Source organism: Paenibacillus sp. J22R56 (assembly GCF_056269375.1).
This window is the reverse complement of record NZ_JBWDNV010000001.1, coordinates 107212-119628: the sequence shown is the minus strand read 5'-3', so window position 1 is coordinate 119628 and position 12417 is coordinate 107212. Positions and strand designations below refer to the sequence as shown.

The following is a 12417-nucleotide window of genomic DNA, read 5'->3' as shown; positions in this document are numbered from 1 at the left end:
TCTTTGAATACGGCAGAACATGTTCATTTCATCGGAATCGGCGGTTACGGCATGAGCGCGATCGCCCGCGTTATGCTTGAAATGGGTTATAAAATTACCGGTTCCGATGTGGCCCGTCAGGAGTTGACGGAGAAGCTTGCGGCTAAAGGCGCGCAAATCTATATCGGCCATGAGGCGGATCATGTAAAGGGTGCCGATCTTGTCGTTTACTCGACAGCACTCTCCAAGGACAATGTAGAACGGAAAGCAGCGGAAGATCTTAACATTCCTGTGCTGCATCGTGCTCAGATGCTTGCGAGGCTTATGAATGCTGGCAAAGGCGTTGCTGTAGCCGGAGCGCATGGGAAAACAACAACATCTTCTATGATTGCACTCGTCATGGAGAAATGCGAAGCTGATCCAACGTATATTATCGGCGGCGAGATTGTTAATGTGGGAACGAACGCTAAAGCAGGTAAAGGCGAGTATGTCGTGGCGGAAGCAGATGAAAGCGACGGATCATTCTTGCAGTATCACCCAAGCATTGCAATCGTGACAAACATTGAGCCTGATCATCTGGAGAATTATGATGGTGACTTTGGCAAGCTGAAGGCAGCGTATGTTACATTCCTGTCTCAGGTGAAGTCTGGCGGTAAAGCGATAGTGTGTGCAGACGACGAAACGATTACCGAGCTGCTGCCTAAGCTTGACAGCGATACAACATCCAAGCTGATTACGTATGGCGTTAACAGCGATGCGGAGTACAAAGCGGAAAATATCCGTCTTGGTGATCGCAAAGTAGCGTTTGAGATGAGTAAGCGTGGTACAGCGCTTGGTACAATTCAATTATCAGTCCCAGGACTTCACAACGTTTATAATGCGATGGCTACGGTTATTACTTGCCTTGAAGCAGGATTGACTTTCGCAAACATTGCGGAGGCCATTCATGAGTTCATCGGTGCGAAACGCCGGTTCCAGGTGCTGGGCGAAGTGAATGATATCTTGGTTATTGATGATTATGCGCATCATCCAACAGAAATACAAGCTACAATCAGCGCGGCTAAAGCAACAGGAAAACGGATTATCGCCGTGTTCCAGCCGCAACGTTATACGCGGACCTTCTTCCTGCTTGAACAATTCAGCCGGGCATTCCCGGAAGCAGATGAGGTTATTATTACGGATATCTACTCGCCAGCAGGCGAACAGCAAATCGAAGGCGTCCATTCACGGAAGCTTGTTGATATGATTAAGACAAACAGTAATGCCAATACGTTATATATCCCTACAAAAGAAGAGGTGTTGGAGCATTTGACTGCTAAAGTTGCTCCAGGTGATCTCGTCATTACAATGGGAGCGGGCGATATCTGGAAGACAGCGGATGCGCTTGCGAAAACGTTGAAGGCAAAAGTATAAAACTAGGCGAAGAACGCCCTGAAAACCTCGAAGGAGGCTTTTCGGGGCGTTTTTTTGTTCGGACCAAATCTATCATAAATCTCTTAAAAGTCTCATAGAGTAGGAATAGAAGAATGGGACAAGGAGAGAATGACATGAACAAGAATAACCGAATTACCTACCGATTTGATCGTACTGGCCAGACCGTAGAAGAAAACAGCCGTAAGGACAGTAACTCGGTGCCGCAGCAAGTCCCTGCTCGGGATCAAAGCAAAAGCAGCACGCCTTCCAAAGTTGTACCGTTATATTCCAATACCGAATATGAGAGCGGAGAAAGTCCGTTTAGTCCTTGGATTAGCCCGTTTCAAGAAGATATTATTGCCCTAGAAGATCTGATTCGTGATACAGACCGTAAGTCTGTTCCTGCTTCAGCGAAGAAACAAACAGAGAGCCCTGCTCAAGAGGTCTATCCAGCTGCCGAGCATGTGCAGGAGCCTATCAGCCAGCCGAAGAAAAAGGGACAGTGGCATCCACGGCAGCGTGTTGAGTCTGAGTCTAAGCCGCAATCAGAGATGAAGCCGCCGGCGGAAGTGCTGGCAACAGACGTACATCCGATGATGAACCAGTGGGAGGAGCTAGACGACGATTCCTTTTACCCTGAGCTTGAACTGGACAACAAGTCTGCCAAGCGCTGGTCAAGACCTGTACAACGATATTCTACACCACCGTCTTGGATTAAAGTGTTCCTCTCGGTAGCTGGCGCATTAGCAACTGGTGCTTTATTCGGCTATCTGCTGCTCTCGTTGTTTACAAATTCGCCTGATCAAACTTCTGGAACGAATAACCTGGCCAATCCCGTAAACGGCTCCGTGAGCAACAATCCAAGTGCAGCGCCAAGCGGTGATACAACAACAAACACGAATGGTGGAATTTCAGGTTCGGCAGTTAATGATACGTCTGGACAGAAAACCGTGAAGCTGACGATCCCAAGACAGTCCTATCAATTGCTGCAGTATGGGGTATTCAGCAATACGGAGGGCAGAGATGCTGCCATTAAGGAATTGACAGATAAGGGCCTGGCGGCAGCAGGGATGAAGACAGCTACTGATTACCGGGTTTATGCGGGGATGGCCATCGATCGTGCCCGTGCAATTACGCTCACCAAAGATATTGGGGAAGAACTGCCTGTATATATTAAGCAAGTTGATGTTCAGGTGCCGCAGCAGTTTCCGTTTGCCGGAGATGCGAAGGCGGCAGATACCTTTCTAAACAACACAATCAGTCTGATTAGTATGCTTGATGAGCTATCTTTGACACAGCTTGAGCAGCCAAGTCTATCACCTCTTGGCTCTGCAGCTGCCGATTCCTGGCAGGCCGAGCATCAGAAATGGACAGAAAGCGTAAAAGCAATGCAGGCAGGCGTTCAGGATGAGGCAGGAAAGGCATTTCTCATAAAATTAATTCAATCTATGAATACAGCTGCCAAATCACTCGAAGAATACGATAAAAAGCCGTCAGAATCGCATTTGTGGGCTGTTCAAGGTGCTTTGATGGAAGCTATCGTGACACAAAAAGAATGGTATGAACCAATCAACGCATTGTAAACGAAATCGATCCTAAGTATAATAGGAGACAGGTGTCAATTAATGGCGAGAGGCGTTGAAAAATGAAGAAAAACGGCTGGATTTTACTGCTTTTCCTCGTGCTTGGCTTATTAGCGGGTGCACTCGTTGCACGTTGGCTGGAGCCGGTATCCGGAATCTCTTTTTTGACCAAAACAATTGATTCAACTTGGTCTCCCGCCGTGGATCTCTATGTACTCAGCCTTGATCTGAATGTGCATGTTCAAATTAGTTTATTCAGCATTATTGGCGCTTTAGCCGCTATATGGTTGTATCGTAAAATGTAAATCCGTACTTACCCGGTGTAACCGGAAATGAAGGAGTAAATGAGACACTTGAGCAAGAATGAATCTGTAAATATCCGTCCGATCAGCCAGCTTGTGCTGGCATCGTCGTCACCGCGCCGGAAGGAACTGGTCGCATCCCTGGGCCTATCCTTGCCGGTTTATATTTTGTCTTCGGATGCTGATGAGTCGGTTCCTGCCGAATGGTCGCCTGCACATATTGTCGAGCAATTGAGCTTGCGTAAAGCTAATGCAACAGCGTCACTGCTTAGAGAACGCCAAGAAGCAGAGGCGTCTCTTGTCGTTGGCGCAGATACAATTGTCGTTGTTGACGGCCAGGTGCTTGGCAAGCCGAAGGACCGGGATGATGCATTATCGATGCTCCGCAGCCTGCAAGGACGGGAGCATGAAGTTTATACAGGTGTAGCTTGTGTCATTGCTGATACCGGAATTGCGACTGTCGCACACAGGATGACTAAGGTTTATATGAAACCGATGTCGGATGAAGGACTCAAAGGATATATTGCAACAGGTGAACCCGATGATAAAGCAGGTGCATACGGTATTCAAGGACTAGGAGCAACACTTGTCGATAAGATCGAGGGCTGTTATTTCAATGTTGTTGGCTTACCGTTATCGCTGCTGTCGGACATGCTGGCTCATTATGAGATTCATGTTTTCTAATTTACTTTTCATGAAGTGATCTTAATTTGGACATAACACCAAGTAATGCCATATCATTCATTTGGAAGAGAAGGCAGGGACGGACATGGAGCAAGGCAACTTATTACGAAATGTCCCCCATGAAGAGCGACCAAGAGAACGCATGATACAATATGGGGCTGAAGCGCTTAGTCATACTGAATTGCTTGCGATCCTGCTTCGTACAGGTACGAAACGGGAATCCGCTGTACATTTGGCTGGTAAAATATTGAAAGAATGCGGAAACTTGCGAAATTTGCTCGATATGAGCATGAGTGAGTTGACTGCGATAAAAGGCATTGGACCTGCGAAAGCAGTCCAGTTGCGTGCTGGAATAGAACTAGGCCGTCGCATTGTCCGGAGCGGGAATGGCGAGGTAGTGACGGTACGTAAACCGCAGGATGCTGCGAACTATGTGATGGAAGAGCTTCGGTATTTGAAAAAGGAGCACTTCATCTGTTTGTTTCTGAATACGAAGAACCATATTATTGCCCGGGAAACATTATCGATCGGTACACTTAATGCTTCGCTTGTTCATCCAAGAGAAGTTTTTCGTGCGGCTGTGAAAGCTGGCAGCGCGTCGATTATATGTGTACATAATCATCCGAGCGGAGACCCAATGCCAAGTCCGGAGGACATTGCTCTTACGAAGCGATTGGTCGAGGCAGGTGAACTCATGGGTATTGAAGTGCTGGATCATCTTGTCATCGGGGATGGAAGGTTTATCAGTTTGAAGGAACATGGTTACATGTAATATAATAAGTAGGATTGTCGCAATTAGAAGGGAGCATTAACATGTTTGGTGGTTTTTCGAAAGATTTGGGAATTGATTTGGGTACTGCAAACACGCTTGTATTTGTAAAAGGTAAAGGGATTGTTGTAAGAGAGCCGTCAGTTGTGGCTCTGCGGACTGACACTAAAACAATTGAAGCGGTTGGCGAGCAAGCGAAGAAAATGATCGGCAGAACGCCTGGCAACATCCGTGCAGTTCGTCCGATGAAAGACGGCGTTATCGCTGACTTCGAAACAACCGCAACAATGATAAAATATTTTATTCGTTCTGCACAAAAACAAAAATCGCTGTTTCCAAAGCATCCGAATGTGATGATTTGTGTGCCGTCTGGTATTACAGCGGTAGAAAAACGTGCGGTTGAAGACGCTGCTAAACAAGCAGGTGCTCGTGAGGCTTATACGATCGAAGAACCGTTTGCAGCAGCAATTGGAGCTGATCTTCCTGTATGGGAGCCAACAGGCAGCATGGTTGTTGATATTGGCGGCGGTACAACGGAGGTAGCTGTCATTTCGCTAGGCGGTATCGTAACGAGCCGTTCGATCCGTGTTGCAGGCGATGAAATGGATGAAGCGATTATCCAATATATCAAGCGTTTCTACAATCTGATGATTGGTGAAAGAACATCCGAACAGCTCAAGATGGAGATTGGTACAGCACTTCCATTGGAACCTATGGAATCGATTGAAATTCGTGGTCGTGACCTCGTAACAGGTCTGCCGAAGACGTTGCCTATTACATCGGAAGAAGTTACTGAAGCGCTGATGGATACAGTGAATTCAATCGTTGACGCGGTAAAAATTACGCTTGAGAAATGTCCACCGGAATTGTCTGCAGACATTATGGACCGTGGTATTGTATTGACTGGCGGCGGCGCATTGCTTCGCAACCTGGACAAGCTGCTGGCTCGCGAGACTGGTATGCCGGTTATTGTGGCAGACAACCCGCTTGATTGTGTAGCAATTGGTACTGGTCGCTCGCTTGACCACATTCATTTGTTCAAAAAAGGCGGATCTTCCCGCTCGAAACGTTAATAGAACCTGAGCGGTAACGGAATTGGATATGGAACGGGCAGGTGAATTGAACTGTTTAAGCTGCTAAGAAATAAGCGGTTATTTATGCTTATGATCGGATTAATCCTGTTCATTGCGGTTATTGGTTTCTCACTAAGCGACCGCAAGGAGCTAACCTACCCCGAGAAGTTTCTCGGTGATTCTGTTGGATTCGCGCAGCAATGGTTCTACAAGCCCGCTGGATTAGTAGCGGGCTTCTTTGAGGACATTCGTGAACTTAAAACGCTGCATGAAGAGAATGAACAGCTCCGTCTGACAGCTGCTGCTTACGCACGCGACAAAATTAATTATAATTTTGTTAAGAAAGAGAATGAGCGGCTGCAAAAAGATCTTCATTTCACGGAACAACAGAAATCGATGTATGATTATAAATACTTAATAGCGCAAGTCACAGCAATCGATAATGATCCTTACAATCATACGATGGTCATTAACTTAGGCTCCAAAAACGGCATTAAACCTAATATGGCGGTTACAACGATTGACGGGCTAGTAGGTCTTGTAAGTAATGTACGTCCTTACACGTCAACGGTAACGCCAATTACAGAACTTGATGAAACTTCGCCGACATCGAATTCCATTGCAGCAACCATTCTCGGCAGAGAGACTGAATCTTTTGGTATTGTAAGCAGCTATGACCAAGAAACAGACCGCCTGGTAATGACAAAGATTGCAGAGAACGACAAAATGATCGTAGATGATGTCGTTATTACTTCTGGCTTAGGGAATGTTTATCCGCGTGGACTCGTTATTGGTACGGTAGAGACAAGACAGGTCGGCGATTTTGGCTTAACACATACAGCTACGCTTAAGATGGCGGCCAAATTCGATCATTTGACAGAAGTATTCGTCGTCCAACCTGCGAATTCGGGAGATGAATAACAATGGGTGACAGAGGCATTAACCGTCTCATCCTTGTCATGCTGCTGCTGTTTATCGTTGAAGGCACCATTATGCCGTGGCTTATTCCGTCAGAGCTGACCGGAAGAATTGTTCCTCATTTCTTATTCGTGTTTGTTATGTTTGCTGCTTTATATAGTGGTCGGCACCGGGCTTTGCTCTTTGGAATTGGATTTGGATTTCTGCAGGATGTCGTGTACTTCGGACATTTGATGGGCGTTAATGCTTTTGCTATGGGGCTTATTGGATATTATACAGGAGTATTGCTGGAGCGGCGTCGCAGTACGCTATTGACGGCTTTATCGATCATAGGGCTAGGCAGTATTCTGTATGATACAATCGTTTACTTCGTGAACATGGTGTTCCGAATTACGAATGAATCCTATGCTTTTGCACTGATGGATCATATTCTACCGAGTTTATTCCTTCAGCTAGTATTTGCGCTGGCGGTTTATGTTCCGGCAAGGCGTCTCTATGAGAGTCACTCAAAGCTCAATCCGGAGACAGAAGAAGAATAATTTCTTGGCAGAAAGCAGGAATTTGCTCATCGCGAAAAGAATGGATTACGTTGGGGAGGGGCAGACGTGACCGAGAAGCAGCATATCATGATTAAAGGTGTCAAGGAAGGTCTCGTGTTCCTTCTCGACGATAAGTGCGAATTCGCAGTTTTGCTCGAGGAGCTGCAGTATAAGTTGGAGAAAACGCATCAGCAGCTGCTTACCGGCCCATTAGTTCACGTACATGTGAAGCTTGGGGCAAGGCAGCTCGGTGAAGATGATAAAGAACGGATCAAATCGGTTATCCGCTCGCAGGGGAATTTGATGGTGCAGTCGATTGAGTCAGCGCTTGACGCGCAGGACATGGCAAACCAAATTCCGACAGGCCCACATGTTATCACGGGTATTGTTCGATCCGGTCAAACGATAGAGCATGATGGTGATCTGCTGCTTGCAGGCGATTTGAATCCAGGCGGCACAATTTTATGCAGCGGTGATATTTACGTGATGGGCGCACTGAGAGGTGTCGCCCATGCGGGCGTAAACGGCCGTACGGACGTTATTATTGCCGCCTCGCTAATGCGTCCAACCCAGCTTCGAATTGCCGATGTCATCAGTCGCCCGCCGGAGGAATGGATGTCCGGAGACGCAGCCATGGAATTCGCTTATTTGTATGAGGGAAGCATGCAGATTGACAAGATAACGCAATTATTCCGTTTACGTAATAATCCGATTAAGGTATAAGGGGTGTTCATGCATGGGAGAGGCGATTGTTGTTACATCAGGCAAAGGCGGAGTCGGCAAGACGACGACCTCAGCTAATTTAGGTACAGCACTTGCTTTGCTTGGTAAAAAGGTTTGTATGGTTGATACCGACATCGGATTGCGTAATTTGGATGTTGTAATGGGACTTGAGAATCGAATCATTTATGACTTGATTGATGTAGCGGAAGGACGTTGTCGTCTTAATCAGGCTCTGATTAAGGACAAGCGTTTTGAAGAATTGTACATGCTTCCTGCTGCGCAAACGAAGGATAAGCAGGATGTGTCACCGGAGCAAGTCAAGGATATGGTGCTCGAACTCAAGAAAGATTTCGATTACGTCATTATTGATTGCCCAGCAGGTATTGAACATGGTTTCCGTAATGCAATTGCAGGCGCAGATCGGGCGATTGTTGTTACGACACCGGAAAATGCAGCAGTGCGTGATGCTGACCGCGTTATTGGACTACTCGAGAAAGACCAGATTCCATCCAAAATTATTATTAACCGTATTCGTCAAAATATGGTGAAAAACGGCGAAATGCTGGATATTGATGAGATTTGTCAGGTGCTTGCTGTCGACTTGCTTGGAATCGTACCGGATGACGAGAAGGTCATCAAAGCAGCAAACTCAGGCGAACCAACCGTGATGGATCCTTCTTCGCGTGCTGCGATTGCTTATCGAAACATCGCTCGCCGTATTCTTGGTGATATGGTTCCTCTTATGCTGCTTGATGAGAAGGCTGGGGCCTTCAAACGCTTCCGCAAGTTTCTTGGAATAGGATGATTGCCTTGTGCTTAACAAACTAAAAAAAATAGACTGGGGAATTATAGCGATTCTGCTTTGCTTAATGGGCATTAGTACCGTTCTGATCAGAAGCGCCACTCATAATAACCCGATTTATCACAACTATGATCTGAAAACAGTCGTCTATTATATAATTGGTTTTATTATAGCTATAATGGCAACGGTATTCGATTATCGCATTTTGCTTAAAAGCTGGTATATATTATACGGTATTGGTATAGCGCTGCTTATAGCGGTCTTTTTCTTTGGAGCTAACATTAATGGTGCGTCCGGTTGGTTCAAGTTGCCGGGCGGCTTCTTATTTCAGCCTGCTGAGATTATGAAGATTATTATCATTATTGGTATTGCTTATATTATGGGCAGGCGTCAAGGTGATCGCTTAACCTTTACGGAGGATTTGCTTCCGATTGCGGCTTTTGCCTTTTTGCCGTTTCTGCTCGTAATGATTCAGCCTGACCTTGGCAACGCGATTATATATTTGGTAATCGTGCTTGGAATGCTGTGGATCGGCAACGTCAAGTATGTGCATGTGCTTGTTGGCTTAACGACCGTTATCGCAGCTGTGGTCTTGTTTGTATCCTTGTTCACGATGTTCAATTCCGATATCGAGAATTATTTAAAGGATCATAACAAAGAGCACTGGTACAAGCGGATTAATACGTTCCTTGATCCAAGTCAGGCATCAAGCGATGATAAGCATCAATCGGAAAATGCGAAGATTGCGATTGGTTCCGGCGGTCTAAGCGGCGACGGATACTTGAAGGGCGATATGATTAACGGGAAGTTTATCCCGTATCCTTATTCTGATTCGATCTTTGTTGTTATCGGGGAGGAATTTGGCTTCCAGGGCTCAGCGGTCCTGCTGCTCTTATATTTCCTCCTGATATACAGGATGATTTTAATCGCCTTCCGATGTTACGATAATCGAGCCTCGTTTATTGTCATCGGTATAGCATCTATGTACGTGTTTCAGATCTTCCAAAATATCGGGATGATGATCGGCCTTATGCCAATCACCGGTATTACGCTCCCATTCATCAGCTACGGCGGTACATCCCTCATGCTGAACATGCTGTGTATTGGTATTTTGTTTAGTATCAATGCCCACCAAGAGAAATACGAGCTGGCCGAGTAGGCTGGGGTTAATGTACAAACTGCGCATTTGAATGTTCTTCCGATCGCCATTGCTCGGGGATTCCTTTCTAACAATTCCAATAGGATTGGAATCCCCTCACAAAAGCGACCACTCCGTTTCTCCAGAATCATTCAAAATGCTCAGCTTGCCATTAACTAAATTTCAATAAAAAACGGCTGTGCTAGCTTCGCTGGCACAGCCGTTTTTTCTATAGCAAAAATGGCCGCGATTATATAAACCCGCGGCCATTTTTTTCTGCCCCTTTAGGCTAAGCCGAAATGGAGCAGCTCGAATGATTCTGGAGAAGCTAAAAGCTTTCTGAAAGAAAGCTACCTCGAAAGCATAAGCTTGCGTTCGCCTTTGTTCACCGGATTCCAACCCTAACCTACTACATTCAAGGAATCCGGGAACAACAGCGATCGGAAGAACATTCGAATGTGGAATGTCACAGCTCAGTCCATTATCTGCTCGGTCCGTTTTGTATTATGCCGTCCCCCGCATACTTGTCAGCCTGTACACATACTTATGTAGAAAGGAGCTTGGTCAGCGTTAGGGCGTCCGGCTTGCCTTGCGTGAGAGGAGGCTAATCGATGAGTAAAAAAGATAGTGTTCGAGAGCGGCGGCAGGAGAAAATTAAACAGCTGCTGGAGTTGCAGGAGAAACAGGCCAAGATATGGCAGCAGCAGGAGAATAAGCTTCAGGGGAAAGCCCGTCCTATTAAGGACAAACCAAACCGCCGGTATGAGGAGGAGCTTTTTCCTGCACCTTACCATATGGAAGCAGGCGGAGGTGAGCTGGATCCGGAGAAGCTGTGGAAGACCAATCCGAATCCTTGGCTTGGCTGGGAGTCTGGCGATGGCAAGAACGGACGTTTTGTACCAGAATATCCAGCATACGATTCGGATGATGACGGCAATGACCGCAGGCCAATTTTGCGTAATGAACTGAAATGGAAAGCCATTATCGCTGTTGTTCTTTTCGCGGCGATATGGGGTGTATTTCATAATGATTCGCCATACGCACAAAAGGGACAAACCATTGTAAAAAAAGCGCTGACGGATGAGATGGATTTTACTGCAGTCGCAACCTGGTACAAGGAAACGTTCGCTGGTGCTCCATCTTTTATACCGATTTTTAACCAGAAGCAGAAGGAGGCAGAATCTGCGAATGGTGCGGTTGAACTGCCTATTGTCTCTCCACTGCCGGATGGCGCGATCGTACGTACTTTTGCGGAGATGCTTAACGGGATCGAGCTTGCGGGTACTTCGAAAGAAGAAGTATCCGCGATCGAAACGGGAAGGGTATTGGTTGTATCGGAAGCAGAGAATGGAACAGGTTTTACTGTTCTCATTGAACATGCAAATGACCGCTCCTCGGTCTATGGCAAACTTGGCGCGGCCACGGTTAAGCCAAATGACTGGGTAGAGGCTGGCGATACGATAGGCACCCTTCATGAGTCTGCACTCGAGGAGCCGAGCATGCTTTATTTTGCAGTGAGGCAAAATGATCAATACGTCGATCCCGTGGGCGTGATTCCGATTGATTAAATGGAAGGGCATTCGCTGGTCCGTTCATCCGCTATTCGTACTCGTCATGATTGGATCTGTTATGACGGGCTATTTCGCCGAGCTCTTCACGTTATTTCTAATCGTTCTTGTGCATGAGATTGGACATGTTGTTGTGGCAAGGAGCTTCGACATCCGTGTCAGGGAAGTGAAGCTCCTGCCCTTTGGCGGGGTTGCGGAGATCGACGATGCCGGTAGTATCCCTGCCAGGCAGGATGCCCTTATTGCCATAGCTGGACCCCTTCAGAACGTCTGGATGGGATTTGCTGCTTGGGGATGCGGCCAGCTTGGCTGGTGGGACCCGGAATGGGCGGCATATGTATGGAAGGCTAATCTAATGATTGGCTTATTTAACCTTCTCCCCATTTATCCGCTTGACGGCGGCAAGCTGCTGCAGGCTGCTTTCAGCTATGGTTTCAATTATTATTCCATGATGAAATGGACTTCCCGCATCAGTATCGTCCTTAGCACGCTGATGATAGGATTTGCAATCTCCACTGCTTTTTGGCCGAGTAACGGGATTCAGCTCAATCTGCTTGTTGTAGGTTTGTTCTTATGGCTGACGAATTGGACCTATTACCGGAATATTCCTTATCTCTTCGTTCGATTTCTTATGCATCGCGACCGAGTTGCCGTTCGAACGATTGCCCGCGGCTCTTTGGCTCGACCAATAATTGTAAATATTAAGCAACCAATTATTGGCGTCGTGCGTCTATTATGGCGTGAACAGTACCATCTTATTTATTTGATGGAGCTGGAAGGCCGTATCGTCAAGGTTGTTCCTGAAAAAGAGGTAGTGGATCGTTTCTTGATTGAACGTGATCCCAATCGTGCCGTTATCGAGCTTTTTCGATAGAGGTAAAATAGACCACTTTTTCGTTAAGGTAACTTGGTGGTAGAATAGAGTA

At 46.5% G+C, this 12417-nt stretch carries 13 protein-coding genes; all 13 read left to right on the top strand.

Going from position 1 to position 12417, the window contains the following annotated elements:
- Positions 1-3 precede the first annotated feature (3 nt).
- The 13 genes from murC to AC0YNT_RS00465 all read left to right on the top strand — a co-directional run bounded on the left by murC (position 4) and on the right by AC0YNT_RS00465 (position 12365).
- On the top strand, positions 4-1392 hold the full coding sequence (gene murC / locus AC0YNT_RS00525; protein ID WP_475802872.1) for a UDP-N-acetylmuramate--L-alanine ligase: 1389 nt from the start codon (positions 4-6) through the stop codon (positions 1390-1392).
- Between the two features lie 134 nt (positions 1393-1526).
- Positions 1527-2975, top strand: coding sequence for a hypothetical protein (locus AC0YNT_RS00520; RefSeq protein WP_475802871.1), 1449 nt, complete (start codon positions 1527-1529; stop codon positions 2973-2975).
- Positions 2976-3037: 62 nt separating this feature from the next.
- Entirely contained in the window at positions 3038-3280 is a 243-nt protein-coding gene (locus AC0YNT_RS00515) for a DUF4321 domain-containing protein (RefSeq protein ID WP_167280180.1), read from the top strand.
- Positions 3281-3328: 48 nt separating this feature from the next.
- The gene (locus tag AC0YNT_RS00510) at positions 3329-3961 is read left to right on the top strand and encodes a Maf family protein (protein WP_475802870.1); all 633 of its coding nucleotides are present in this window, start codon (positions 3329-3331) and stop codon (positions 3959-3961) included.
- Between the two features lie 85 nt (positions 3962-4046).
- Complete coding sequence (radC, locus tag AC0YNT_RS00505) at positions 4047-4733, top strand: RadC family protein (protein ID WP_167280178.1); 687 nt, start codon at positions 4047-4049, stop codon at positions 4731-4733.
- Positions 4734-4774: 41 nt separating this feature from the next.
- Entirely contained in the window at positions 4775-5803 is a 1029-nt protein-coding gene (locus tag AC0YNT_RS00500; protein ID WP_441891419.1) for a rod shape-determining protein, read from the top strand.
- 84 nt (positions 5804-5887) lie between these two features.
- Positions 5888-6724, top strand: coding sequence for a rod shape-determining protein MreC (mreC, locus tag AC0YNT_RS00495; protein ID WP_475802869.1), 837 nt, complete (start codon positions 5888-5890; stop codon positions 6722-6724).
- A gap of 2 nt (positions 6725-6726) precedes the next feature.
- Positions 6727-7260: a rod shape-determining protein MreD gene (mreD, locus tag AC0YNT_RS00490; RefSeq protein WP_475802868.1), complete on the top strand. Its 534-nt coding sequence runs from the start codon at positions 6727-6729 to the stop codon at positions 7258-7260.
- A gap of 66 nt (positions 7261-7326) precedes the next feature.
- Positions 7327-7983 carry a septum site-determining protein MinC gene (locus AC0YNT_RS00485; protein ID WP_475802867.1) on the top strand — a complete coding sequence of 219 codons (657 nt, stop codon included), beginning with the start codon at positions 7327-7329 and terminating at the stop codon, positions 7981-7983.
- Positions 7984-7996: 13 nt separating this feature from the next.
- Positions 7997-8788, top strand: a complete 792-nt coding sequence (minD, locus tag AC0YNT_RS00480; RefSeq protein ID WP_167280174.1) for a septum site-determining protein MinD — start codon at positions 7997-7999, stop codon at positions 8786-8788.
- A gap of 7 nt (positions 8789-8795) precedes the next feature.
- Positions 8796-9944, top strand: coding sequence for an FtsW/RodA/SpoVE family cell cycle protein (locus tag AC0YNT_RS00475; RefSeq protein WP_167280173.1), 1149 nt, complete (start codon positions 8796-8798; stop codon positions 9942-9944).
- Positions 9945-10534: 590 nt separating this feature from the next.
- Entirely contained in the window at positions 10535-11491 is a 957-nt protein-coding gene (locus tag AC0YNT_RS00470) for a peptidoglycan DD-metalloendopeptidase family protein (protein WP_475802866.1), read from the top strand.
- Positions 11484-12365, top strand: a complete 882-nt coding sequence (locus AC0YNT_RS00465) for a M50 family metallopeptidase (protein ID WP_475802865.1) — start codon at positions 11484-11486, stop codon at positions 12363-12365. The genes AC0YNT_RS00470 and AC0YNT_RS00465 overlap by 8 nt, the downstream gene beginning before the upstream one ends.
- Positions 12366-12417: the final 52 nt, after the last annotated feature.